This window comes from Hyphomicrobiales bacterium (genome assembly GCA_039973685.1).
In the GTDB taxonomy this organism is placed as follows: Bacteria; Pseudomonadota; Alphaproteobacteria; order Rhizobiales; family JACESI01; genus JACESI01.
In genome coordinates, this window is the sequence record JBDWKL010000020.1 from 72107 (window position 1) to 96490 (window position 24384).

The 24384-nt window shown below is 47.7% G+C and carries 24 protein-coding genes; 13 read left to right on the plus strand and 11 right to left on the minus strand.

Annotated elements, in window-relative coordinates; translation table 11 throughout:
* Positions 1-13: 13 nt before the first annotated feature.
* Positions 14-925, minus strand: a complete 912-nt coding sequence (locus ABJO30_06370; GenBank protein ID MEP3232434.1) for a peptidylprolyl isomerase — start codon at positions 923-925, stop codon at positions 14-16.
* 307 nt (positions 926-1232) lie between these two features.
* Here ABJO30_06370 and secA point away from each other — a divergent pair, with 307 nt between their 5' ends.
* Both secA and ABJO30_06380 read left to right on the plus strand, forming a co-directional pair.
* The gene (secA, locus tag ABJO30_06375; protein MEP3232435.1) at positions 1233-3950 is read left to right on the plus strand and encodes a preprotein translocase subunit SecA; all 2718 of its coding nucleotides are present in this window, start codon (positions 1233-1235) and stop codon (positions 3948-3950) included.
* 297 nt (positions 3951-4247) lie between these two features.
* Complete coding sequence (locus ABJO30_06380; GenBank protein ID MEP3232436.1) at positions 4248-5477, plus strand: L,D-transpeptidase family protein; 1230 nt, start codon at positions 4248-4250, stop codon at positions 5475-5477.
* Between the two features lie 44 nt (positions 5478-5521).
* Here ABJO30_06380 and ABJO30_06385 read toward each other — a convergent pair whose 3' ends face one another.
* Complete coding sequence (locus ABJO30_06385; protein MEP3232437.1) at positions 5522-6517, minus strand: P1 family peptidase; 996 nt, start codon at positions 6515-6517, stop codon at positions 5522-5524.
* A gap of 14 nt (positions 6518-6531) precedes the next feature.
* Positions 6532-7566, minus strand: coding sequence for a proline racemase family protein (locus ABJO30_06390; GenBank protein ID MEP3232438.1), 1035 nt, complete (start codon positions 7564-7566; stop codon positions 6532-6534).
* An 80-nt stretch (positions 7567-7646) separates the two neighbouring features.
* Here ABJO30_06390 and ABJO30_06395 point away from each other — a divergent pair, with 80 nt between their 5' ends.
* The 4 genes from ABJO30_06395 to ABJO30_06410 all read left to right on the plus strand — a co-directional run bounded on the left by ABJO30_06395 (position 7647) and on the right by ABJO30_06410 (position 11354).
* On the plus strand, positions 7647-8345 hold the full coding sequence (locus ABJO30_06395) for a rhomboid family intramembrane serine protease (GenBank protein MEP3232439.1): 699 nt from the start codon (positions 7647-7649) through the stop codon (positions 8343-8345).
* Between the two features lie 300 nt (positions 8346-8645).
* Positions 8646-9395: an electron transfer flavoprotein subunit beta/FixA family protein gene (locus ABJO30_06400; protein ID MEP3232440.1), complete on the plus strand. Its 750-nt coding sequence runs from the start codon at positions 8646-8648 to the stop codon at positions 9393-9395.
* A gap of 20 nt (positions 9396-9415) precedes the next feature.
* Positions 9416-10351 carry an electron transfer flavoprotein subunit alpha/FixB family protein gene (locus ABJO30_06405; protein MEP3232441.1) on the plus strand — a complete coding sequence of 312 codons (936 nt, stop codon included), beginning with the start codon at positions 9416-9418 and terminating at the stop codon, positions 10349-10351.
* Between the two features lie 127 nt (positions 10352-10478).
* Positions 10479-11354: a 3-hydroxybutyryl-CoA dehydrogenase gene (locus ABJO30_06410; protein ID MEP3232442.1), complete on the plus strand. Its 876-nt coding sequence runs from the start codon at positions 10479-10481 to the stop codon at positions 11352-11354.
* A gap of 72 nt (positions 11355-11426) precedes the next feature.
* Here ABJO30_06410 and ABJO30_06415 read toward each other — a convergent pair whose 3' ends face one another.
* From ABJO30_06415 to ABJO30_06425, 3 genes are all read right to left on the minus strand, one after another.
* Positions 11427-12629 carry a hypothetical protein gene (locus ABJO30_06415; GenBank protein MEP3232443.1) on the minus strand — a complete coding sequence of 401 codons (1203 nt, stop codon included), beginning with the start codon at positions 12627-12629 and terminating at the stop codon, positions 11427-11429.
* Positions 12630-12794: 165 nt separating this feature from the next.
* The gene (locus ABJO30_06420; protein MEP3232444.1) at positions 12795-14003 is read right to left on the minus strand and encodes a putative 2OG-Fe(II) oxygenase; all 1209 of its coding nucleotides are present in this window, start codon (positions 14001-14003) and stop codon (positions 12795-12797) included.
* Positions 14004-14034: 31 nt separating this feature from the next.
* A complete protein-coding gene (locus tag ABJO30_06425; GenBank protein ID MEP3232445.1) occupies positions 14035-14946 on the minus strand; it encodes a polyprenyl synthetase family protein in 912 nt (303 codons plus the stop codon).
* A gap of 228 nt (positions 14947-15174) precedes the next feature.
* Here ABJO30_06425 and mtgA point away from each other — a divergent pair, with 228 nt between their 5' ends.
* The 3 genes from mtgA to ABJO30_06440 all read left to right on the plus strand — a co-directional run bounded on the left by mtgA (position 15175) and on the right by ABJO30_06440 (position 16698).
* Positions 15175-15834: a monofunctional biosynthetic peptidoglycan transglycosylase gene (mtgA, locus tag ABJO30_06430; GenBank protein ID MEP3232446.1), complete on the plus strand. Its 660-nt coding sequence runs from the start codon at positions 15175-15177 to the stop codon at positions 15832-15834.
* A gap of 144 nt (positions 15835-15978) precedes the next feature.
* The gene (rpmF, locus tag ABJO30_06435) at positions 15979-16164 is read left to right on the plus strand and encodes a 50S ribosomal protein L32 (GenBank protein MEP3232447.1); all 186 of its coding nucleotides are present in this window, start codon (positions 15979-15981) and stop codon (positions 16162-16164) included.
* 117 nt (positions 16165-16281) lie between these two features.
* Complete coding sequence (locus tag ABJO30_06440; protein MEP3232448.1) at positions 16282-16698, plus strand: hypothetical protein; 417 nt, start codon at positions 16282-16284, stop codon at positions 16696-16698.
* Positions 16699-16773: 75 nt separating this feature from the next.
* On the opposite strand, the gene ABJO30_06445 is transcribed toward ABJO30_06440, so the two are convergent.
* A complete protein-coding gene (locus ABJO30_06445) occupies positions 16774-17202 on the minus strand; it encodes a heme-binding protein (protein MEP3232449.1) in 429 nt (142 codons plus the stop codon).
* 186 nt (positions 17203-17388) lie between these two features.
* Between ABJO30_06445 and ggt the strand changes: the two genes are divergently transcribed.
* Positions 17389-18978, plus strand: a complete 1590-nt coding sequence (gene ggt / locus ABJO30_06450) for a gamma-glutamyltransferase (GenBank protein ID MEP3232450.1) — start codon at positions 17389-17391, stop codon at positions 18976-18978.
* Positions 18979-18999: 21 nt separating this feature from the next.
* Here the strand turns inward: ggt and ABJO30_06455 are convergent, their stop codons facing one another.
* From ABJO30_06455 to ftsE, 4 genes are read right to left on the minus strand one after another with little or no spacing between them, the layout of a single operon-like run.
* Positions 19000-19815 (minus strand): lysophospholipid acyltransferase family protein, encoded by an 816-nt coding sequence (locus ABJO30_06455; GenBank protein MEP3232451.1) that lies wholly within the window; start codon positions 19813-19815, stop codon positions 19000-19002.
* Positions 19816-19844: 29 nt separating this feature from the next.
* Entirely contained in the window at positions 19845-20630 is a 786-nt protein-coding gene (locus ABJO30_06460) for a YdcF family protein (protein MEP3232452.1), read from the minus strand.
* A 39-nt stretch (positions 20631-20669) separates the two neighbouring features.
* Positions 20670-21728 (minus strand): ABC transporter permease, encoded by a 1059-nt coding sequence (locus ABJO30_06465; protein MEP3232453.1) that lies wholly within the window; start codon positions 21726-21728, stop codon positions 20670-20672.
* Positions 21721-22380: a cell division ATP-binding protein FtsE gene (gene ftsE / locus ABJO30_06470; protein ID MEP3232454.1), complete on the minus strand. Its 660-nt coding sequence runs from the start codon at positions 22378-22380 to the stop codon at positions 21721-21723. The genes ABJO30_06465 and ftsE overlap by 8 nt, the downstream gene beginning before the upstream one ends.
* A 138-nt stretch (positions 22381-22518) precedes the next feature.
* Between ftsE and ABJO30_06475 the strand changes: the two genes are divergently transcribed.
* Genes ABJO30_06475 through ABJO30_06485 form a run of 3 tightly spaced genes read left to right on the plus strand, consistent with a single transcriptional unit; the run spans position 22519 to position 24381 of the window.
* Positions 22519-23394 carry an MJ0042-type zinc finger domain-containing protein gene (locus ABJO30_06475; GenBank protein MEP3232455.1) on the plus strand — a complete coding sequence of 292 codons (876 nt, stop codon included), beginning with the start codon at positions 22519-22521 and terminating at the stop codon, positions 23392-23394.
* A gap of 43 nt (positions 23395-23437) precedes the next feature.
* Positions 23438-23983 (plus strand): hypoxanthine phosphoribosyltransferase, encoded by a 546-nt coding sequence (hpt, locus tag ABJO30_06480; protein ID MEP3232456.1) that lies wholly within the window; start codon positions 23438-23440, stop codon positions 23981-23983.
* A 17-nt stretch (positions 23984-24000) separates the two neighbouring features.
* The gene (locus ABJO30_06485) at positions 24001-24381 is read left to right on the plus strand and encodes a response regulator (protein ID MEP3232457.1); all 381 of its coding nucleotides are present in this window, start codon (positions 24001-24003) and stop codon (positions 24379-24381) included.
* The last annotated feature ends 3 nt before the right edge of the window (positions 24382-24384 follow it).

Consider the following 24384-nt stretch of genomic DNA (forward strand, 5'->3'; position numbering starts at 1 on the left):
CAAATAGTGACTGTTACTCAGCCTTCTTTTCTTCTTCAGCAGCTGGTTCCTCAGGAATTTGACCTTCTGCGATTTCCACCTTCGCATCCTCACGAAGTGCCAGCACTTTTGCTCGGAACAAATTGCCAAATACCTGCCCACGCAATTGATCAACAATACTATTGTAAGTAGGCGCTTCAGTTTTCGAAATTTCCACGACTTTAATCACATGCCAACCAAATTGCGTTTTCACTGGCTCTTTCGAAATTTCACCAGCCTTCAACGCAGCCGCAGCATTGTAAAAAGGTTCAACCATCTGACCTTTACGGAAAAAGCCGAGTTCGCCGCCATTTTCTCCACTTGGGCCAGTGGATTTTTCTTTTGCAAGTTCCGCGAAATCTTTGCCAGCACCCAAATCTACGATGAGCTGCTTTGCTTCGTCTTCCGTCTCAACGAGAATATGGCTAGCCCTAATTTGATCTTCCGATTCAAAACGAGCAAGACGCTCAACATATTGTTCCTGAAGTAATTCGTCTGTGACCTGTGACTGAACTTTTTCAGTGACATACAAGTTTCTCAAATTCAAACGTCTCAAATGCGCCATCCGACGTTTGAACAAATTACCATCTTGGATTTTTACTTTTTCCGCTTCATCAGCAAGCAATATCATATCAATCAGAATATTGATCAAAGCTTGTCTGCGCTCTTTAGGCTCTACGCGTTGCAACTCGTCAGAAAAATCAACGGCAGCTATGGAAAGGTCTTGATTGGTATATTCAACACCATTGACGGAGAAGGCTACATCTTCCAGCTTAAATGCTGATTGCTGAGCATAAGCTGCGCCTGACAAACTAAAAACCGTTGCACTTCCAACTATCATAGATGACAGAAGCATCTTTCTCATGGATGCGAGAACGAGGGGTTTTACGGCGGATGAACGGATCATCAAAATCTCCAAATATTAATCAAGAGCACCATTTTTAGGGCTCTTGAGCGTTAGGTATTTTCGTTGGCGTGTGGCTCGCACGACAATATGTCAAAAAATCGACTTCATAAATAGCAATCCATAATCGAGATTAACTCTCGAGGCTAGCCCATTCTTTCATCGATCAATCGACGTTGACATAAACACTGCCCACTCTTATCTGTCTCTCAATAGATCGTCTAGGATGGTTTATTAACCTAAACGCATCCTTTTCTGGTTTAAGAAGACCAAACAAATTCGTCAATATGTGACTCAATAGGAAAATCCAATGGTATTTGGCGCGATCGCCCGCAAAGTTTTTGGCACTCCGACAGACAGACGTGTCAAAGGCTACCAGCCTAAAGTTGATGCAATCAATGCGTTAGAACCGGAATTAGAGGCGCTAAGTGATGAAGAATTGCGCGCTAAAACTGATGAATTCCGTGATCGTTACGAAAATGGGACGTCTGTTGACGATCTTTTGATCGAAGCATTTGCGGTTGCTCGCGAAGGATCAAAGCGTGCTCTTGGCATGAGACCATTTGATGTTCAGCTTATGGGTGGCATGGTTCTCCATGAAAATGCCATTGCTGAAATGCGTACGGGTGAAGGTAAAACACTTGTTGCAACCCTGCCCGTTTATCTTAACGCAATCACCGGCAAAGGCGTTCATGTCGTAACTGTGAACGATTACCTTGCCACCCGTGATGCGGAATGGATGGGCAAGCTCTATAATTTCCTTGGCCTCAGTGTCGGCATCATCGTGCACGGCCTTGATGATGAAGAACGCCAGCAGGCTTATGGCTGCGACATTACCTACGCGACAAACAACGAACTTGGCTTCGATTATTTGCGCGACAACATGAAATACACTGTCGACACCATGTCGCAGCGCGGCCACTACTTTGCGATTGTGGATGAGGTTGATTCGATCCTCATTGATGAAGCACGAACACCGCTCATTATTTCAGGTCCGCTGGAAGATCGCTCTGACGAATATATTCTGGTCGATAAATTCATCCCGCAGCTCACAGAAGAGCATTATGAGATTGATGAAAAACAAAAATCTGCCAACTTCACAGAAGAAGGCAATGAGTTTTTGGAAGGCTTGCTTAGAGAAGAGGGCCTCTTAAAAGGTGATAACCTCTATGATGTAGAGAACGTGACGATGGTTCACCACATCACCAATGCCTTGCGTGCACACAAGCTTTTCTTAAAAGACAAAGACTATATCGTTCGCAATGATGAAGTTGTGATTATTGATGAATTCACAGGCCGCATGATGCCTGGACGTCGTTTCTCAGAAGGCCTGCACCAGTCGCTTGAAGCGAAGGAAGGCGCAGAAATTCAACCAGAAAACCAGACGCTCGCCTCTGTAACGTTCCAAAACTATTTCCGCATGTACGACAAACTCGGCGGCATGACGGGTACAGCTCTTACGGAAGCTTCAGAGTTTGGTGATATTTATGGCTTGGAAGTCGTCGACATTCCGACCAACCTGCCAGTGCAACGGCTCGATGAAAGCGATGAAGTTTATCGCACGGTCGAAGAAAAATATAACGCCATCGTTTTAGAAATCGAAGAAGCGCAGAAAAAGCGCCAACCAATTCTCGTTGGTACCACCTCGATTGAAAAATCTGAGTTAATTGCTGACTTGTTGAAGCAAAAAGGCTTGAAGGATTATAATGTCCTCAACGCCCGCTACCACGAGCAAGAAGCGCAGATTGTAGCCCAAGCTGGCGTTCCAGGTGCGGTTACCATCGCGACCAACATGGCCGGTCGCGGTACTGATATTAAACTTGGCGGCAACCTTGATATGCGCATCGAGATGGAACTCGGCGACATGGAAGAGGGCAAAAAGCGCGACAAGAAAATCGCGGAAATTGAAGCCGAAATTGACGTCCTCAAAAACGAGGCGCTTGAAGCGGGTGGCCTTTATGTTCTGGCAACAGAACGCCACGAAAGCCGCCGGATTGATAACCAACTGCGCGGCCGTTCGGGTCGTCAGGGTGATCCAGGGCGCTCAAAATTCTATCTCTCATTGCAAGATGATCTCATGCGCATCTTCGGCTCAGACCGTATGGATGGCATGTTACAACGTCTTGGTCTTGAAGAAGGTGAAGCTATTATTCACCCATGGATCAATAAGGCGCTTGAGCAAGCTCAAAAGAAAGTTGAAGCTCGAAACTTCGACATTCGTAAGAACCTTTTGAAATTCGATGATGTGATGAATGACCAACGTAGAGTCATTTTTGAACAACGCATCGAAATGATGGGTGATGATGATTTGGCTGAAACGGTTGCTGAAATGCGAACCGATGTGGTTGATGATTTGATCTCCAAACATATTCCTGAAAAGGCCTATGCAGAGCAATGGTCTGTTCCAGAACTTAAAGGTGAAGTCGAAACCTATTTGGCACTAGACCTCCCGATTGAAGAATGGGCTGAAGAAGAAGGCATTGCAGACGAAGAAATTCGCGAACGCCTTCAAAATGCAGCAAACGAGCATGCCGCATCACGCGCTGTTCATGTTGGCACTGACAACATGCGCCACATCGAAAAAGCCGTAATTTTGCAAACTCTCGACCATCTATGGCGCGAACATTTGGTAACGCTTGACCATTTGCGTCAGGTTGTTGGCCTTCGTGGCTACGGTCAACGCGATCCTTTGCAAGAATATAAGCAAGAAGCCTTCTCCCTATTTGAAACCATGCTAGCAACATTGCGTCAGGCGGTAACGGGCCAATTGATGCGCGTCGAAATAGCAGATGACGCACCAGATCTTGATGACGAATATCCGTCCGATATGGAATTTGAGCATGGTGATCTTGAGCAAGAGGGGCTGGACGCCGAAGATGGTATGGCCGTTCAAATGGTCAATATGGCTTTCGTAAATCCAGAAGATAGAGACCCTGAAGACGAAGAAACTTGGGGCAAAGTAGGCCGCAATGAATTATGCCCATGTGGGTCTGGCAAAAAATACAAACATTGCCACGGCGCGCTTTAAATCGTCTTCATAGTGGGCATTAAGAATGCACTTTAATGGTGCATTGCTTAGCCATCGATCACATGACAGCAAACAAAATGCCCGCATTTGCGGGCATTTTTTATATTAAAAAACACCCAGAAGTTGCATATACGTACGCACGTTAACTGGTTTCAGCGATATTTCCCCCCAAAATTACGATTTCGATTGAACGTTGTTCAAACGCGATTTATCAATTTGCATGGCCTTATGTGCATTCTATCTAAGGCTAATTCTCGGGCATTTGAATTTTATATTAAATTACAAATTGGGGATATTATGCTGATAAAAAACCTTACGATGGCATTAGGCCTTTCAACCTTAGTTGCTGCGCCTACTTTTGCCGCAAATATATCGAAGGTAGCGACACACGTTATCATCGATAGAAATAGCCAAACATTAAAAGTTTACAATGGGACTGAAGTGATTGCGAAATCGCGCGTCTCAACCGGTAAAAGTGGTTACACCACACCAACTGGTGTTTTTTCAATTTTACAAAAACGCCGCAAGCATTTCTCAAATATTTATGACAATGCGCCGATGCCGAACATGCAGCGTTTAACATGGACAGGCATTGCACTTCACGGCTCAACCAGCGTTCCAAGACGTCCAGCCTCCCATGGCTGTATCCGTCTACCACGCGGTTTTGATGCTAAGCTCTTTAAAATGACTCAATACGGCGCCCATGTCATTGTATCGCGTGGTGCGGTTGCGCCGACCACCGTTCAACATGACGCTTTATTCCGGCCAAAAATCGAGATCCTCGATAAATTGGCATCCAATGAAGCCAGCTCAACCAATGATGCAGAACGCCCAAGTGCTGTTCTTTCTCGTCTTACTGTCATCAAAGGCAAAAAAGTTGAGAAGTCCAATGGCAAAAGTAATTCACCACTTCGCATCTTGATCACACGTGGTGGCGCAGAAAACAATGAAACACTGCAAGTTCAACAAATGCTCAATGAGCTTGGTTGGAACGCCGGTGACGAAGACGGTTTTTTTGGCGGCTCCACGAAAGCAGCAATCAAACGTTTTCAAACGCTAATCGGCGACGAGACAACAGGTCGCGTTACTCTAGAGCTTGTGAAAAAGCTTCGTCGCTTCACGGGCAAAGGCGAAATCCCAACGGGCCGCATCTATGTACGCCAAGATTTCAAACCTGTTTTTGACGCGCCAATCGAGATCAAAGATAGCCACCTTGAACTGGGTGCTCATCTGCTTTCGTTGACCAGCCTCAACAAAGATAATGGGACCGCCAATTGGGTTTCAATGAGCCTTCGTGATCGCCTGTCAAAATCGCAGCGTCGCAAGTTCAATGTAACCGAGACCGATGTAGCCGCTCAAAAAGACATCAACGAAGTATTGTCTCGTTTTAAAATTCCGCAAGAAGTGCGAGATCGCATTGAAGGCCTGCTTACGAAGGGCACGTCAATTTCAATTTCTGACAAAGGGTTCAGTGATCTGACAAGCCGCGAAGGTGGTACAGATTTCATCCTTAGAACCAGCGGTTGATATTAAACACCATAAGTTTTCATGAACGCGCCTTTGTGGCGCGTTTATTTTTTAAAGGCAGGTATTAAATCATCGGGCATTGACGTCGCATGATAAACACCCCGCGCAATAGCTCGGGTCAAACAATGCGCTGCGGCATGACCAATTTCGAGCAAATCATAGGTTGGGTTTTCCATCGACTTTTTCGCAGTAGAAACAGAGAAAATCAAATCGCCATCAACGGGGCTATGGGCAGGTACGATAGCACGAGCAATCCCATCGTGAGCGGCGACTGCCAATCTCTTTGCTTGCGCCTTGGTAAGGTCAGCGTCTGTCGCAACAATTGCGATTGTCGTGTTACCTCTCGGATTAAAGGCATCGACCTTTAAGCTTTCAGGGCGACGTACAAGGCCTGCACGCGGGTCAACACCAAGCCCACCAAATTCCTTGTCCATCTCAAAGGGGGCAGCCCAAAAGTGCTCACCATCAGGTGTGGTAACAGACCCAAATGGATTAACGACGACCAGAGCACCAACGGTGATACCATTTTCCAAAACCAAAGAGGCCGAACCAAGCCCACCCTTTTGCATGGCAGCCATTGCGCCCGTGCCAGCCCCTACAGTCCCAAGTTCAAAATCGCAGCTCGCATTTTCAAGGGCCGCACGACCAAGTAGCGGATAGGGGTTTTCATCCCATTCTTTATTGCCACCATTTAAGAGATCAAAATGAATAGCGGCAGGAACGATGGGCACGTTTTTATCACCCACAGCATAACCACGCCCCATTTTAGAAAGTCGATCAACAACGCCGCCTGCCGCATCAAGCCCAAAGGCAGAGCCACCTGACAAGACTATAGCGTCCACCTGCTCTACAAGTTTATCAGCGGCCAAAAGGTCCGTCTCCCGCGTACCCGGCGCACCGCCCATCACCTCAACAGAGGCGATAAACGGTTCATCACCAAACAGCACTGTTGTCCCCGATTTCAAAACATCGTCAGACGCATTACCAACAAGCAGACCTTCAACGTCAGTAATCAGGTTTTTCTGGCCAACTTTCATCAGCAAATCCCTATCTCTCAGTTCTCAAGCATGGGCCATGTGTCAGAAAGACGATAACCAGCTGGATAAGGATCTTCCAAATTACGAACCAATTGCCGCGTTCCCGTAATCCATGCACGACCTTGCACTGTGGGAACAATGGCAGGCTTATCGCCGATCAATGTTTCCTGCTCGATCTTACATTGAAATGTAGACCCAATAATCGACACGCCAACAAAAGGCTCTCCCACATCCAGCATGCCACGCGCGCGCAAAATCGCCATGCGAGCCGAGCAGCCTGTTCCTGTCGGACTTCTATCAATTTTTCCCGGTTGAATAACCACGGCATTGCGGCCGTGTTTCACGCCATCGATCACCTGCAAGGGAGCGGCGAATTGGCAAAAGGAAATATGATCCCATTGTTTGTTCCCAGGATGGGTAAAGCCAAGCTGCTCATTGGCAGCCTTCGTAATTGCAACACCAAGTTCGGCCAAGTCACGTGCTTCATCTGGCGCAATTACAAATCCGAGCGCTTTGGCATCAACCACGACAAAACTATCGCCACCATAAGCAATATCGACGGCTAAGGTGCCATGCCCTTCCACTTCCAGCGGCGCATCAAGGCGGTCCACAAAAGATGGGACGTTTTGAAGCGTGCAGTGCTCCACCTTACCATTTTTGCACGCCGCCCGCACCTCAACGACACCAGCAGGGGCTTCAAGGTGCAATATGGTCTCCGGCTCACTCATTGGCAAAATACCGGCTTCGAGCAGAACAGTTGCAACACAAATCGAATTTGATCCAGACATCGGCGGCGTGTCTTCTGGCTCCATAATAATGAAACCCATATCGGCGTTTTTAGAGACGGGAGGGACCAGCAAATTGACGTGGCGAAAAACCCCGCCGCGCGGCTCATTTAAGACAAACGACCGCAGCATATTATCATCAGCAATAAACCGAGACTGTTCCCAAACACTCGCCCCCGCCGGTGGTGCCACACCACCGATGATAACATCGCCCACCTCGCCTTCTGCATGGCATTCAACAATATGGATTGCCGCTTCAAGATCGATCAAAGTACATCGCCTCACTTTACAAAGTGCACTGGGTCAAAGATGATGCCTCGCACATTGGGCATCAGGACCACCTTTACATGTTTATACCGCTTTATGACGGCAATCCGCTACGCAATATATCGCGATCATGGGTGAACTGGGCATTTATTGCCATCAACATCGTCGTTTTTGTTCTGGTCCAGAAACCATTGGGCATCAATCACGTCGCGTTTTCACTGGGATTAATCCCGACTGTTGTGAATGATTTTAAAGAACTACCTCCCAGTGCGGTTTGGGTGCCCGAAGAAGCGACTTATCTTACCTATGCCTTCTTGCACGGTGACTGGATACATCTGATCGGTAATATGCTGTTTTTATGGGTCTTCGGTGACAATGTGGAAGACGCCATGGGTCATGTGCGTTATTTCTGTTTTTATCTGCTTTGCGCCACTGCTGCAGGCCTTTTGCACAGTCTTTTGTTTTTAGATCACGAAGCGCCACTCGTCGGGGCATCAGGCGCGGTTGCAGGTGTTGTCGCTGCCTATCTAATATTACACCCCCGCGTAAAGGTTTGGGTGTTGCTCTTTGCCCGCATCCCTTTACCTATCAGCGCTATGTGGTGCCTTGGATTATGGGTTGTGTACCAATTCGCCATGTTCATTTACGATCAAACCTCAGCGACTGAAAGCTCGGTATCATGGAGCGCTCATTTAGGTGGCATCATAGCAGGCTCTATTTTGATCCTATTTTTACGATTTCGGCATGTGCCATTATTCGACAAATCGACAACAGGGTAGCCCTGCTTATGGGTATTCTAGCAAACCCAAAACGCAAATTTGTGAAATTTACTTGTATTGACGTTTACGTAAGCGTTCACTATTTACATAGATACTAGGATTGAGCTCTGCCAAAGCCATTGGAAGTTGACAGTAAATTCTACTCACCCTAGTTTTGCGCAACTTTTTTGGTGCATGAAAGTATGCGTGAAAGTGTAAGAATTTGTCGTATCAGCGATAAACACATTATGCTTCAAAATGATATGAAGAAGAACAATAGGTTCGCTTAGCGAGTAAGACAGACCGTCTGGAAGGAAACAAATGAAAATTCTAGTCCCCGTAAAGAGGGTTGTTGACTACAACGTCAAAATCCGTGTGAAAGCCGACGGCTCTGGCGTCGAGCTCGCCAACGTTAAAATGTCCATGAACCCGTTCGACGAAATTTCCGTCGAAGAAGCGCTGCGCCTTAAAGAAGCAGGCAAAGCGGATGAAGTTGTGGTTGTTTCAATCGGCCCACAACAGGCACAAGAAACATGCCGCACAGCGCTTGCTATGGGTGCTGATCGCGCAATCCTTGTTAAAACTGATGATCTAGTGGAGCCACTGGCTGTTGCTAAAATCCTCAAAGGCGTTGTCGACGAAGAAAATCCAGGTCTTGTCATCGTTGGCAAGCAAGCGATTGATGACGACAGCAACCAGACAGGTCAGATGCTTTCAGCGCTTCTTGGCTGGTCGCAAGCAACTTTTGCATCAAAACTTGAAATCGACGGCGACAAAGCTGTTGTTACACGCGAGATCGATGGCGGTTTGCAGACAATCAACGTGTCTATGCCAACCATCTTGACCACTGATCTGCGTCTCAACGAACCACGCTATGCGTCGCTACCAAACATCATGAAGGCGAAGAAAAAGCCTTTGGATGAAAAAGCACCATCAGATTATGGCGTTGATACAGCACCGCGTCTTAAAGTTCTTGAGACAACAGAGCCGCCAACCCGTCAGGCTGGTGTGATTGTTGGTTCAGTTGCAGAACTGGTCGACAAATTGAAAAACGAAGCAAGCGTAATTTAGGCATTGAGAGGAATAAGAACATGACAACACTTTTGATTGCCGAACATTCAAACGACGGCCTATCTGAAGAAACTGCAAAAGCAATGACTGCAGCCGCTGAAATTGGCGCTGCTGTAGACATTCTTGTTGCAGGCAAAGGCTGCCAAGCAGCCGCTGATGCAGCCGCAAAACTTGATGGTGCCGCTAAGGTGCTTATGGTTGAGGCAGACGAACTCGCTGTTCAACTTGCAGAGCCAATGGCTGCGCTGATCGTTTCCATGGCAGACAGCTATGACACCATCATTGCACCAGCGACAACATCGGGCAAAAACATCTTGCCGCGCGTTGCAGCCTTGTTGGACGTGATGCAGGTTTCTGAAATCACAGCCGTGAAAAGCGCTGATACGTTTGAGCGCCCAATCTACGCGGGTAACGCGATCCAGACAGTGCAAGCAACAGACTCAAAGCGCGTAATTACCGTGCGAACTGCTTCTTTCCAAGCGGTTGGTAGTAGCGGCTCTGCTGGTATCGACAGCGTTGCAGCGGTTGCTGACCCTGCTCTTTCAAGCTTCGTGGAAAATGCGCTTTCAGAATCTGATCGCCCAGAACTTACATCCGCAAAAATCATCATCTCTGGTGGTCGCGCGCTTGGTTCTGCTGAGAAGTTCCAAGAAGTGATCATTCCAGTTGCTGACGCTTTGGGTGCAGCAATTGGCGCTTCACGTGCGGCAGTTGATGCTGGTTACGCTCCAAACGATTGGCAAGTTGGCCAAACTGGTAAAGTGGTTGCACCAGACCTATACATCGCATGCGGCATTTCAGGCGCTATTCAGCACCTTGCCGGTATGAAAGACTCGAAAGTAATCGTTGCCATCAACAAAGATGACGAAGCACCGATCTTCCAAGTTGCTGATTACGGCCTTGTGGCTGACTTGTTTGATGTATTGCCAGAATTTCAGGCAGCGGTTTCTAGTTAACCGTTAAGCTCAAATCAAAACTTAAAAATGCGGTGCAACATCATATGTTGCGCCGCATTTTTTTATGCGTAAACTAATGGGACAAAATGCACATAAGAGTGCCCTTAGAAACAAGCGCGAGTATCAAATGAGTATCAAATCTGTCGGCATAATTGGTGCGGGACAAATGGGCGCAGGCATCGCTCAAATCTCTGCACAGGCTGGATATCAGGTCGTTATAAACGATCAAAATCAAGCCGGTTTAGATCGAGGTACTGCTGCAATCAGCAAAGGGCTGCAACGGTTAGTTGCTTCTGAAAAGATTTCACAAGCAGACTTTGAGGCAAGCCTTCAACGCATCAGCTCAACCCTTACAATGAGTGACCTTTCCGATTGTGATCTTGTGATCGAAGCGGCAACAGAAAATGAAAAAGTCAAAATTCAAATTCTTACAGAGCTATGTAAAACACTGAAGCCTGAAGCAATTTTGGCAAGCAATACGTCGTCAATTTCAATTACAAGACTGGCCTCCGCCTCCGACAGACCTGAACGCTTCATGGGTATTCACTTCATGAACCCAGTTCCTAAAATGCAATTGGTTGAGATGATCCGAGGTATTGCCACCAATGATGAGACATTCAAATCAAGCACGAGTTTCATCGACAGTCTCAACAAAACCATCGCCGTCTCAGAAGATTTTCCAGCCTTCATCGTGAACCGCATTTTGCTACCGATGATCAATGAAGCAATCTACACTTTGTACGAAGGTGTTGGTTCAATTGAAGCGATCGATACGGCTATGAAGCTTGGCACCAATCATCCCATGGGGCCATTAGAGCTGGCTGACTTCATTGGCCTTGATACGTGTTTATCGATTATGCAGGTGCTCAACGAGGGCTTGGCTGACACAAAATACCGACCTTGCCCGCTGCTGGTGAAATATGTTGAAGCGGGATGGCTAGGCCGCAAAACGGGGCGTGGCTTTTACGACTATAAGGGCGATGTTCCTATTCCTACCCGCTAAAGCCCTGCCCAATAAAAAACCCACCGACACAACAGTACCGGTGGGCAATAGGAGCATTCAAATGGAAAGGCGTTAAGACGCCTTCTTCCACATTTTGAAGAATTCTTTGGAGCCGCATTCTTCTTTTCGTTTGCCGATAATGCGGCGGATTTTTGCAACTGATTGCTCAACCGTTTTATCGCCAAGAACCGAGTAATTTGCCTTAAGCTCATTTTCTTTGACGAAGTTAGCCGTTGGCACATAAAAGGCTTCGCCTTCCAGCATTTTGGCACCACGCGGATAGCCAACAAGGTTCATCAATTCCAGACGATCACTCGCCACATTGCCAAGACCTTTTCTCACCGCATAATCACGCACAAAAGCCAGTTTGCTTACCTGAATCATCGGGCCGATATCAATATCAAGATTGAGCGCGTGAATAGCACGGCCAAGCTGGGTTCGCCCTAGCGCACGAAATTCTGCCCAATTGTTCTTTCTGCCAGAGTAACGCGCAATATATTTTTTCATATCAGCGTTGATAACCTCAACCAGCTTTGCTTTCGCTTTCAGTGCCCGCTTGCGCTTGCCTCTGTTTTGTTTTGCCAAAGCACGAAGGCGGGTAGAAATGCGTTTTGCTTCAGGACCCTTCATGTTGCCATGCACGGTGCTTGAAGTGTTTGCATTGAGAAGCTGAAAATAACCAAGCGCTGTCGAAAGCGGACGTCCAACGTAGCTTTTAACCGTACATTTGCTGCTCATTCTCGGAATTTCACCGGAAACGCGGTCATAAGGACCAAGACCGCCCGTCTCAAGCGCGTAAACACCAATCACTTGTTCAGCCGTTAAGCCATGTCGCTGTGCTTCTAGCGCATAAGAAAATTTATAATCCCGCTCACTATATTTCGGCAGTTTCACACCATAGATTTCACGCATTGCTGCACGTAAATCATCTGCACGTGGCAATGTGCTGCGTTTTTTCTTTTTCTTGCCAGTTGAAGCCACCGCATTCGGGTTTTTAGGACGTTTTGGGCCCGTGTATTTCGGCGGTTGTGACAAGACAAAATGCTTACGTTTAAAGGCTTTGCCAGCCTTGCGACGTTTGGTGCGAACATCTTTCAGTCGATCAATTTCCGCCCAATAGCGTTTTGTTTTCACCTGAAAAGCATTGTAGGCAGTACGATAAGCGGATAGTTTTTCTTGATATGTCGCAGCACCAGCCTGCTCAAGACCGGCAAAACCGACCACTGACAAAGCGACTGTCGTGACACAAAGAGAACGTAGAAAAGACCTGACCATATCGGCGCTCCGAATTAGGTTTGAATGGAATTACTTAAACGATACTCAGACAATGTTAGTATTAACAAAATATTACTCATAGTCGCTCTCACAATCTATTGATGCATTTTCAACATCAAATGTGATCGAAATACGCCTATCAGTGGGAATAATTTCACTGAACCATTATTTTTCAGCCACCACGTCAAAAGCAATTGAAATTCGGCGATCCTTCGATTCAAACGGCACCGTGTTGTGGAAGAAGTACCCTGGGAAGATGATCAAGCGCCCTTCCTTTGGCTGAATCGTATAGGTATCGGACTCAACGGCGACGGGAAAATCTTCTGGCGGATAGCCAAGTTGTAAAAACCCGCGCTGATCTTCGCCACTATTGGCTTCATCTGCCTGCATTTCAGATGGCAATTCAGGATAATAGACCATGCCCAAATAACCATCGAGGTGGATATGAGGCACTAGATTACCGCACCCCTTAAGCAACGTACCCCATGACGTCAATCGAGATTTTTCTGGCCAACGCTTGATAAAATCATGATCAACCTCAGCCCGTTTGCGCGATAAGTAATCATCAACTTTCGCCGCAATCATTGTCTCTAAATCCGCAACAGGCCCCGCATCATCTTTAGCATTCGGGCCAATAAGTTCGCGCGTAATATTCAACTGGTCATTGTGATAAGTCGGGTGGTCCTTATCAGGCACCGCCATTGTTGGGTGATTAACAACGTGGTCAGCAAGCGCCTTATTAAAGGCTTTCATATCCGCATAACCTTCTGGTGCTTCCAAATCATGGACCTCCACCAAATCGTCAAACGCAAATACGGCGCGCCCTTTTTCGCGCTCACCTTGATGATAATAAGCCATGCCTTCAAACATTGCCGTGTCTGTGCGATGCGGTTCATGCTTTAAAAGCTTACGGCAAAACTCTGGAATTTCTTTCGTATCGCCAACGACCCATAAAAGCTCTATCAGCAAGCGAAGCGGTTCAGCAGCTCCTTGGCTTAATTCAACAGCCGCGCGAGCCGCTGTTGCTGCCTTATTAAAAGCGCCAAGCGTTTTATGGGCAAGTGCTAAGCCAAATTGAGCTTTAGCGTTCTCAGGTTCTTGTTTGACGGCGGCACCATAAAGGGAAGCCGCTTCTTTATACTGCTGCAGATCGAATGCAACGGTTGCAGCCACAACCCGTGCAACATTGCGGTTTGGCTCATGTTTAAGGATCAGTTTAAACCCAGCAAGCGCCTGCTCAAGACGTCCAGCTTGTCGATCTTTCACTGCATCTTGAAGGATAAGCTGAAGGTTAGGCTGGCCATCGGTCTTTCCTAGCTGGTTTTTCTTAGCCAGTTTTTCAGCTCGTCGTCTTTCTGCACGCGACATTGCCATTATCTGATCTGCCTTCTCTTCAAAATATCAATTAGTGTGCACGGTTCGCAATAAAACGTGCCATCTCGCGCAATGTGTCTGCCTTGTCACCATAGGGTGCCAATAGCTTTTCAGCTTCTTCAACCTGTTCTTTCAAAAGCGCACGAACACCATCAATGCCATGCAATCCAACAAGTGTGGCTTTGCCTTGTTCAGCATCTTTGCCGGTCGCCTTGCCCATGGTTTCAGCATCGGCTGTCGCATCAAGCAAATCATCAGCCAGTTGGAAGGTAAGACCAACCACTCCACCAAAGCGCACAAGCGTTTGACGGTCTGCCTCATTGGCGCCCGCAACGATTGCACCCATGTCACAACCCGTACGGAGCAAAGCGCCGGTTTTCATGGCTTGTAAAGTCCGCACTTCTTTCTCGCTCTTTTCATTGTGCTCAGCGTCAATATCAAGCATTTGACCGCCTACCATACCGATAGGCCCAGCCGCCACTGAGAGGCTTTGCACCAATGCGGAGCGAATGGCCGCATCACTGTGCGTTTCTTCAGAAGACAGAATGACAAAAGCCTGTGTCAACAAGCCGTCCCCTGCCAAAATAGCCGTTGCTTCATCATATTTCTTGTGGGTGGTTGGAACCCCACGGCGAAGATCATCATCATCCATCGCTGGCAGATCATCATGCACGAGGGAATAACAATGAATGCACTCAAGAGCTGTCGCTGCACGGCGCACACCTTCATTTTCAACACCGAACAGACGGGCCGTTTCGATCACCATAAAAGGCCGAACCCGCTTACCACCATTGAGGCTTGCATAACGCATGGCTTCAAATAAGCGGTCAGGCCAGCCAATACCAGCAGGCGGCGTGAAGGTCAGATACTTGGTGAGATCAGCCTCAACAAGGGAAGCAACATGTTTAAGGCGGTCTTGAAAGGCAGCAGCGGATGACGTCATAAGAGCAACTTTTTATTTTCGTAAGAATTGATCGTTGTTATTTCACGATTTTGATGCAGGTGCAAAGGGGTGCGTGATCAAGTTTTCAGACCTCACTTTTGCAATTTCCCAAGGAAGCCCTTATTTAAAGCGATAAATCAGGATCTCCATACAGTGACGAAGCAACCAACCAAAAAACGCGCTAAGAAAGCGACCAAGCGGACCCGCAAACCGTTTTGGCGGCGCCTTATGGGTGGCCTTGTTAAGATTGGTCTTGTGTTGGTGGCGCTTCCCTTGATTTTAGTCCCGCTTTATTCGGTCGTGCCGCCGGTTTCGACCTTGATGATAAAAGACCTCGTGACCTTGAAAGGGTATAAACGCGACTGGGTGCCTCTCGACGAGATTTCTACCGTCGCTATTCATTCAGTTATGGTTTCAGAAGATTCTCGCCATTGTATTCACGGTGGCGTTGACTGGGTGGAAATGAAAAAAGCTTGGAGCAGCATCCAAAAAGGGGGGCGCGGGCGTGGGGCGAGCACTATGACCATGCAAGTCGCCAAGAATTTATTTTTATGGAATAGCCGTTCTTATGTCAGAAAAGCGTTGGAACTCCCTCTTGCGCTTTATATCGACCTGATTTGGTCGAAACGACGCACCATGGAAGTCTATCTCAACATTGCTGAGTGGGGTGACGGCATTTATGGCATTGAAGCCGCAAGCCAACATCATTTTAAAAGAGCCGCCAAAAAGCTCAATCGCACTCAATCCGCGCTGCTTGCCGTTTCGCTTCCAAACCCCATAAAACGCAGTGCTGGCAAGCCTTCCAGAGGGTTGAAACGGCTCGGAAACAAGATCATTTCACGGGCCAGAGCCGCCGGTCCTTATGTGGGATGTTTGAAAGCAAATTAGACATGTCGTTTTTTTCCAACAAACCCCTAGTCAAAACCACCATTTGACTGTATAAGCCAGCACGCTTTCGAATTTGATGTGAGACGGCCCCACGCGTGAGCGATAGAGCGGCCTGTCTTTTAGAAGAACAAACTGGAGCCCAACATGGCCGTACCAAAGAGTAAAATTTCCCGCATGAAACGCGGTCATCGTCGTTCTACTGACGCGCTCAAAAACCCTACATATGTGGAAGACAAGGATTCTGGCGAATTGCGCCGTCCGCACCACATTGACCTGAAAACTGGCATGTATCGCGGTCGTCAGGTTCTTGATGCCAAAGACGATGTCTAGGCTCAAGCATTAAACCTCTTAAAAAAGCCAGCTTTTGCTGGCTTTTTTTATGCCTGAATGCACGATAGGGCCAATCGAATCAGTTGATTCCCAACAGCTCTGCCTCAAGGAGGCCTCATGACACTCATTAGACATTTCCCACTGCTCCTCATCCCGTTGGTGATTTACAATCTCTATAGCCTTGGATTCATTTCCACAGTTGGCAATGTTTGGGGCGCTCAAGCGTTGGGCATTAATCTACCCTCTGGTGCTGAATTTGTGCTGTCGCGTGGCGGTCTTCTAGTCAGTTTAGGACTGACGCTCTTGTTTTTCGAAATCTTAAAAGCAACCAGAACGGCACAAGCAACCATTCTTGATCACCTGCTTTCCACTTTCGTTTTCATTATTTTTCTGGTGCAATTCATCATTGAACCGAATGCGGCAACATCAACATTCTTCATTTTGATGTTTATCGCGTTCTTAGACGTTGTTGCGGGTTACACGATCTCTATCCGCGTCGCATCACGCGATGTTACTTTTGATCGCGGCATATAAAAAGCTCAACGATCCAATTAAAAAAGCCCGGATGATCGACAATCATCCGGGCTTTTATTTTGAAAGATAGATTGATTAGCCACAGTCTGCTGAGAGACCAGCAGCTTCGATACCTGCAACAGCCGCCGCTTCATCATTGTCTGATGTGTCGCCTGTAATACCCACAGCGCCAATAATCGCGCCACCATCACGGATCAGCACGCCACCTGGAACGGGAATGATCTTGCCGCCGGATGCCGCCACAACGCCATCCATGAAGTGTGGACGGTCGATACCATTTTGATTGAGCCAGCGCCCACCAACACCAAGCGAAATACAGCCAAAGGCTTTGCCAGTTGCAACATCGGGGCGCAACGTTGATGCGCCATCTTGTCTGCCGAGAGCTTTCAGATGCCCGCCCGCATCAAGAACCGAAACTGTCAATGGTTTCAAACCAAGTTCACTGCCTTTAGCCAAAGCCGCATCAATAATTTTATTGGCTTGCGCCAAAGTCACATTTCCCATTGTTGGTCTCCTAACCAGTAATTCTTATCGCTGTTTCTACGTTAAATCTCGACAAGGAGACAAGAGTACATTGCCAACCTCAAGGAATATGTGTTTTTACAATTTTGCAATTAAAAACACATGATTTGCGATCTGTATTGAGTTAACTTGTCGCAAACGCCTGTTATTTTCAAGACTGGACACACCATGCGCGATTTTCATGATCCAAAACGCTCTCCAATTTACGCAGCTAATGCAGCCCTTTCCACATCGCACCCCTTGGCAACAGAAGCAGGCCTCGCCGTTTTAAGGCGTGGTGGCAATGCTGTTGATGCTGGTGTCACCGCTGCGATGGTGTTGGCCGTGGTTGAACCTGCCATGACAGCAATTGGCGGTGATGGCTTTGCAATTGTCGCAAAACCAGGCAAACCGCTTTACGGTCTCAATTCATCTGGCCGTGCCGCGAGCGCCCTTTCAACTGAAATGTTGGCGAGCCAAGGCTGGAGCGAGATGGACACGCTCTCCCCTCATTCTGTTACCGTACCCGGCGTGATCAAATGCTGGGAAAGTCTGCTTGCAAGCCATGGCACAATTGGCATGGAAGAAGCCTTACAGCCCGCTATCAACGCGGCTGAAAACGGTTTCGTCGTCGCTCCACGGGTTTGGTATGACTGGAATGTCGCCCAAGACAAACTTGTCAGCCAAGGCGGCGGGTCACATAATTACCTCGTCAATGGCAAGGCGCCATCGCTTGGATCTATTCACAAGCTCCCTGCCTTGGCTGCGACCTTGAAGACAATCGCCAAGCAGGGTTCCAAAGGCTTTTATGAAGGTGCGGTTGCTGCTGACATTGTTGCAGAACTCAAAGCACGCGGCGGTGTGATGAGCGAGGAAGACCTTGCGAACCACGAAGTCATCATTGAAAATCCTGTTTTTTCTAACTACCGCGACATTCAGCTTGCTGAATTACCGCCAAATGGCACGGGCATCACAGCGCAAATTATTCTAAATCTGCTAGAGCGCTTCGATCTCGACGCGCTGGACCCGCACGGCCCTGAACGCTTCCACCTCGAAATGGAAGCAGCCCGTATCGGTTACGCAATCCGCGACACGCATATTGGTGACCCATCCACGATGAATGTTACGGTTGAAGCCTTGATCGATAAAGCTTTTGCCAAAGGCCTGTCTGCAACGATTGACCCGACAAAGCGCAATGAAAAATTGCCTGATCCTAATCCGAATGCAGGCAGCGACACGATTTACTTATCTTGTGTTGACCGTGATGGCATGGCGATTTCACTGATCAACTCAGTCTTCAAAGATTTTGGCTCCGGCATCATTACCGATAAAACTGGCATCACCTTGCAAAATCGTGGCGGTGGTTTCCGTGTGGAAGCAGGTCATCCCAACACCATTGAAGGTGGCAAGCGCCCACTACACACCATCATTCCAGCCATGAGCATGAAAGACGGCAAAGTGCAGCATTGCTTTGGTGTTATGGGTGGCCAATATCAACCAGCAGGCCATGCCCACGTCATCACCAATATGCTGGACTTCGGCATGGACCCACAAGAAGCGCTAGAAAGCCCGCGTGTGTTCTGGGATGAAGATGGCACCATGATGCTGGAACCTACATTGGAACCATTCGTGCTTGAAGGCATGAAAGCAAAGGGTCATCCAGTTGGCTGGACAAGCTCACCACATGGCGGCGGCCAGATCATTCAGATCGACCATGAAAATGGCGTCCTGATTGCTGGTTCAGACCCACGCAAAGACGGTTGTTCAATGGGCTTTTAAAAAAGCCTATTTGATGGGGACTTAGGACGGCTTGGAGGCACTCGGTCGCACTGAGCTGATATCAACGCCACGCTTTTCAAGTTCATCAAGTGCTGCATGAATGCTTGGCGGTGGGTTTGGTGTTGCCGCAGTTTCAAGCAATAACCTGTTGCTTGCCTCTTCGACATCCCGCTCCAAAATTGCCATTACTTCCCGAACTGGTTTCCCAGGCTGGATCGGCGGAAGGTATTCGACAATTAGATTGCCCGAATAGCGCCAAAAAGAGTTACGTGGCCAAAACAAACCAGCGTTCAGCGCAACAGGCACAATTGCGCAATCAAGCGATTCACCAAGCCTTGCAGCACCTGTGCGGTAACGGCCCTTTTTACCGGCAGAAACCCGTGTGCCTTCCATGAAGATGATAATGCGGTGGCCTTTATCGACAGCCTTTTTTGCCGCTCTCGTCATTGGGCCAACAACTTTGCCCTTATCTTCCCTTTTGATTGGGATCATCCCTGTTCGCCATGTAAACCAACCAAACATCGGCAAATACATAAGCTCTTGCTTCATGATGAAAACGATTTTGTCGAGCAAAGTACCAAACGCCAGCGTTTCCCATGTGGACTGGTGTTTAGACGCGACAATAAACCCACCCTCAGGGATATTCTCTTCGCCTCTAATCTCAATCGTGGAATTGGTCGTGAGCATCCATAAAAACATGGTCACACGTTTCCAATGAATGGCGTACAGATAAACCCACCTTTGTGGGAAGAATAGGACGAAAAAACACATCCCGCCAAAGCACAAGAAGTTAAGATAAAAGACGATCTGACAGATGATGGAACGAATAAAAGTCATGGGCCACTCTCAATTGAAGTGGTTATGGCTTAACGACTGACGGGGTTGGGTTCAAGTTCTTTCGTGTAGTTGACGCTTTTGATCAAAGCATCAGAGCTCACATTCCGCCCCGGCATTGTCGGCCAAGGCCAATCCATGACATGGTTTAAAACATCACGGGTAATAATCACGGAAAATTTCATATATTCACGCACCATATCCCTCAATCGCGCGCGATTTCGCCACCATGCTTCACCTTCTGGCACATTAACAGGAGCCGCAATAAGCTTCACGTCAGGGAGTGCATGGGAGAGCTCTTTGATTGCACGTGGCATATGAAGGGCACCTGTCACAACAATCAATGACTTAGCGTCCAACTGTTTGTTCCATTGACGGGTTGCTAGTGCATTACCAATCGTGTCGGTCGCGGCACGATCAATGGCAACGCAACAATCCACCGCATCCATTGGAAGGCCAAGTACTTTTTGAAAAGAGGATAATGAAAGCGTTGGGTTTACACCCGTCACCAGCAAACGCTCACTCGCGCCTTTTGAAAACAACGAAGCACCTTCGCGCAACCTATTTTCACCACCGGTTAAAACAACAATCCCGTCCGCTTTGGTTGCAGGATGGGGGACAGGCGACGTGACAATTGAAGCGTAACGAATAAAACCGCCCACAAGCACGCCAAAACCAATGAATGCGCCAAGCAAAGTGAGCGACCAACAAAAGCTGGTAACGCGCCGAATTAGGGAGCGCTTAGGCTTGGAAACTACCTCGCCTTCCTCAAGACCATTATTTGTCTGGTCTTCAATGCCGATACCTTCTTCTGCCACCGTTGATCTATCCCTTACCCTGTAGCAAATAAACGTCCATTACGTCATCTTTGTCAAATATCTTATGACAGCAAAACGACAGGTTACCGCTGTTAAGAGTGCAACGATAATAATCAAGAATATAGTTCCTAAAAAGGCAGACCAACCAATTTGAAAATTGCCAAATAAAGCTGAAATCTGATCGGCCTGCGGTGTGCCAACCGAAAACCTGCCCCAAAAGTTGAGCAGGATGAAACACAATATTGCAACTCCACCACCTGCAACGCCGCCTTTTAGACCTAAAGACATAAACCGCCGCTGAAACTCTGTTGCAATGAAGGTGTCACGCCCTCCAACAAAATGCAGCACTTCTATCACTTCTTTATTGCTGGTCATCGCGCCATGAGTCGCAAAGGTCACACTCAGTGTCATGGCCGTCAACATCAAGCCCATTATGATAACCCCCACCGCTACCGTGGTATTGGCCATCGAGTTTAAACGGTCCAGCCAAAGGCGATGATCATTCAAGGACGCGCCTTGCACATTATCAGAAAGACGTTCGGCCAATCCACGCAGATTAGCGCGCCGCGATTGGTCAAGTTCCAACACCAGCATACGCGGTACTGGCAACTCAGAAAGGTCAAATTCATTACCGAGCCAAGGCTGCAAAAGGCGTTCAGACCATTCATCATCGACAATTTGAACATTCGCGATGCCCGGTGTGTCTTCCGAAATTTTGATGGCTTCACGAATTTCCTCTTCAAAGACTGCACCATCAACGGGGCGCACCTGAACAGTTACTTCCTGCGCGATATCAGCCTGCCAATCAGTTGCTTGTTGCCAAACAATCGTCACCATCGCAAAGGTGAGACAGGTGAGAAAGCTCATGATAGCAACCACAATCATCAAAGTTTGGCTGGCGACCGAGCGTTCTGGAACGATTGAATTTCGCCCCTTCTTGCCACCAAATAGGCTGCCTATTGAGGCAACCAACGACGACAGCAAGCTATAGTCAGTTGGGTTGCTGATCATATTTTTCAGTTTGGGCAGAGTTCGCCGCTTTGCAGGCTGCGCGCTATTTGCACCTTTTTCAGCGTTTGGGGCTTTAGTATCATTCATAAATCAACAACCGCCCCTCTTCTAAAATCAACCGACGCGCATCAAACTGATCCATCAAGTTGATATCATGCGTTGCAATCACCACAGAGGTGCCAGAACGATGAAGCTCTTGAAACAGGCGCAACAAACGTTTTGCAAGAGGGGGATCAACATTGCCTGTTGGTTCATCTGCCAACAAAATTTGCGGTTGTGAGATTAAAGCCCGTGCAATGGCCGCACGTTGTTTCTCACCACCAGATAAAATGGGCGGCAAAACATTCAATTTATCGCCAAGACCAACCCACTCTAAAAGCTCTTTTACATCCGCGCGATATTTAGCTTCTTCTTGTCCAGCAACACGCAAGGGCAACGCAACATTCTCAAACGTGGTCAAATGATCGAGCAATCGAAACTCTTGAAACACAATCCCAATGCGGCGACGTAATTTTAAAAGCTCATCTTTGGGAAGAGTAGCGGCATCTTGATCGAAAATGCGGATAAGCCCTCGTGAAGGCTTCAGGGACAAAAACAAAAGCTTCAGCAAAGACGTTTTACCTGCGCCAGATGGGCCAGTGAGAAATTGGAACGACTTTTCAGGGATTTCAAAGGTGACATCACGCAGCACCTCTGGGCCAATCCCATACCGTAATCCGACATTTTCAAATTGAACGATTGTCACGAAATTTACCGCCGAGCTGTTTATGTGTCATGAAATCATTGTTTGGACGATTTTTCCAACGCGAAAAGATCGATTTTAGGAACTTGTTAACCATAAACGTGAACAACCATATAAGACATTATGGGATCAACCATGCAAAAAATCACGTGCCCCTCTTGTAGTACTTCTTACGAACTGCCTCACAATTCGATCGGCGCAGAAGGTCGAAAGGTGAAATGTGCAACATGCGGTATTAAGTGGCTCGCTAAAGCCGAAAGCGTGCAGACCATTGATCCTTTACTTGATTCGATCTCAACTGGCATTACCGATGACGTAAAACCGGAAGATATTGCTGCTGGAACTGTTGAAACAACAAAACCAACATTAGCCACTGCCAATACCGATGTACCCATTGATGCGGATTTTGAAGAAGATCAGCCTCCAATGAAGGGTGATCCAGGTGGTGACGTTTCATTACAGTTACCCGCACTCACTCAGGAAATGCCTCGACCTAAACCGGTAAATCCGTTGATGCGCAATAAACAGGCGCAGCAACGAAAGCCTGGGTTTGACAAAACTGAACGAAGAGAGCGCCAACAGCAAAAAATATCAGCTATTCTCCGGCCGACAGCCTTCGCAGCAACGATCCTTATTTTAGCGGGCCTTGTTTACGCTCGCGAACCTATTGTTCGTTTAGTGCCAGACCTTGCGAGCCTCTATGCGAAGGTTGGTTTGGATGTAAATTTGCGCGGCTTTGCGTTTCGCGAGATACGCTCAGAACGCGTTGTTGAAAGCTCCGGCCCCGTCTTAATCGTTACGGGCGAGATTCAAAACATCAAAGGCACGATTGCCCAAGCGCCTAAATTACGGTTTGGCCTTAAAACCAACACCAATGAAGAAATCTACGCTTGGAACCACGAACTATCCGTTCCAACAATTGTTCCAGGCGGCATTGCGCGCTTCCAAAGTCGCCTGCCAGCCCCTCCCCCTCTTGGTCGAAATCTATCTGTACGCTTTACCGATGGCTAACACCGTGGCATAGGTCTTTACCATCTGAGTAAGGAGCGACACGATGCCTCTGGTTCGAGGAAAAAATATTCGCGTTTTGTTTGACGAAGCAACCATTGCGAAACGCAATCAAACGCTTGCTGTTGAGATCGCGAATGAGGGCTATGAACAGCTGCTTGTGATTATGATTTTAAAAGGCAGCTTCGTGTTTGCTGCTGACCTTGTTCGTGCTTTGCATAATGCAGGTATGGAGCCTTATGTTGAATGCATGTCATTATCGAGCTATGGCGCTTCCCAACAATCTGATGGAACAGTAACCGTTTTACGCGACATTGAAGAAGATGTTGCTGGACGAGATGTTTTATTGGTTGATGATATCTTAGAGTCTGGCAGAACCCTTAAGTTTGCTAGGGATTTGATGCTTAAAAGAGGTGCTAACCGCGCCGATTGCGTCGCTCTTTTGGATAAACCACGAAAAAGAGTTGCAGATTTAGAGGCTTCGTTTACCGGATTTGAATGTCCTGATGCTTTTGTGGTTGGATATGGAATGGATTCAGCGCACGCCTTTCGGGAACTTCCTTATGTTGGCGTGGTTGAGGGTGAAGCTTAAGACGGGAACGAAGTAGTATGGCGCGTTTATTAATTGCAGAAGATGACGAAGCAGTCAGAGCTTTCGTATCACGGGCACTCATGATTGATGGTCATGAGGTAGTCACTGCTGAAGATGGTGCCAATGCTCTTGATGTTCTAGCAGAAGACAGCAAATTTGATCTGCTTTTATCAGACATCAAAATGCCTGTTATGGATGGGATCGCGCTGGCTCTTAATGTCGCGCGCGACCATGACCACCTGCCAATCTTATTGATGACCGGTTATGCTGACCAACGCGAACGGGCCGATGGTCTTGAAAAAATTGTTATTGATGTGGTGCAAAAACCATTTTCCTTGGCAGACATTCGCGAAGCGGTGAAAAAGGCGCTTGAGTTGGCGAGCAGTCGCGTCGCTTAATGA

Excerpts from the sequence above, each read along its gene's own strand:
- ABJO30_06370 (MEP3232434.1), bottom strand. The coding sequence starts at position 925 with ATGATCCGTTCATCCGCCGTAAAACCCCTCGTTCTCGCATCCATGAGA.
- secA (MEP3232435.1), top strand. The coding sequence starts at position 1,233 with ATGGTATTTGGCGCGATCGCCCGCAAAGTTTTTGGCACTCCGACAGAC.
- ABJO30_06380 (MEP3232436.1), top strand. The coding sequence starts at position 4,248 with ATGCTGATAAAAAACCTTACGATGGCATTAGGCCTTTCAACCTTAGTT.
- ABJO30_06395 (MEP3232439.1), top strand. The coding sequence starts at position 7,647 with ATGTTTATACCGCTTTATGACGGCAATCCGCTACGCAATATATCGCGA.
- ABJO30_06400 (MEP3232440.1), top strand. The coding sequence starts at position 8,646 with ATGAAAATTCTAGTCCCCGTAAAGAGGGTTGTTGACTACAACGTCAAA.
- ABJO30_06405 (MEP3232441.1), top strand. The coding sequence starts at position 9,416 with ATGACAACACTTTTGATTGCCGAACATTCAAACGACGGCCTATCTGAA.
- ABJO30_06410 (MEP3232442.1), top strand. The coding sequence starts at position 10,479 with ATGAGTATCAAATCTGTCGGCATAATTGGTGCGGGACAAATGGGCGCA.
- ABJO30_06415 (MEP3232443.1), bottom strand. The coding sequence starts at position 12,629 with ATGGTCAGGTCTTTTCTACGTTCTCTTTGTGTCACGACAGTCGCTTTG.
- ABJO30_06420 (MEP3232444.1), bottom strand. The coding sequence starts at position 14,003 with ATGGCAATGTCGCGTGCAGAAAGACGACGAGCTGAAAAACTGGCTAAG.
- ABJO30_06425 (MEP3232445.1), bottom strand. The coding sequence starts at position 14,946 with ATGACGTCATCCGCTGCTGCCTTTCAAGACCGCCTTAAACATGTTGCT.
- mtgA (MEP3232446.1), top strand. The coding sequence starts at position 15,175 with ATGGGTGGCCTTGTTAAGATTGGTCTTGTGTTGGTGGCGCTTCCCTTG.
- rpmF (MEP3232447.1), top strand. The coding sequence starts at position 15,979 with ATGGCCGTACCAAAGAGTAAAATTTCCCGCATGAAACGCGGTCATCGT.
- ABJO30_06440 (MEP3232448.1), top strand. The coding sequence starts at position 16,282 with ATGACACTCATTAGACATTTCCCACTGCTCCTCATCCCGTTGGTGATT.
- ABJO30_06445 (MEP3232449.1), bottom strand. The coding sequence starts at position 17,202 with ATGGGAAATGTGACTTTGGCGCAAGCCAATAAAATTATTGATGCGGCT.
- ggt (MEP3232450.1), top strand. The coding sequence starts at position 17,389 with ATGCGCGATTTTCATGATCCAAAACGCTCTCCAATTTACGCAGCTAAT.
- ABJO30_06455 (MEP3232451.1), bottom strand. The coding sequence starts at position 19,815 with ATGACTTTTATTCGTTCCATCATCTGTCAGATCGTCTTTTATCTTAAC.
- ABJO30_06465 (MEP3232453.1), bottom strand. The coding sequence starts at position 21,728 with ATGAATGATACTAAAGCCCCAAACGCTGAAAAAGGTGCAAATAGCGCG.
- ABJO30_06475 (MEP3232455.1), top strand. The coding sequence starts at position 22,519 with ATGCAAAAAATCACGTGCCCCTCTTGTAGTACTTCTTACGAACTGCCT.
- hpt (MEP3232456.1), top strand. The coding sequence starts at position 23,438 with ATGCCTCTGGTTCGAGGAAAAAATATTCGCGTTTTGTTTGACGAAGCA.
- ABJO30_06485 (MEP3232457.1), top strand. The coding sequence starts at position 24,001 with ATGGCGCGTTTATTAATTGCAGAAGATGACGAAGCAGTCAGAGCTTTC.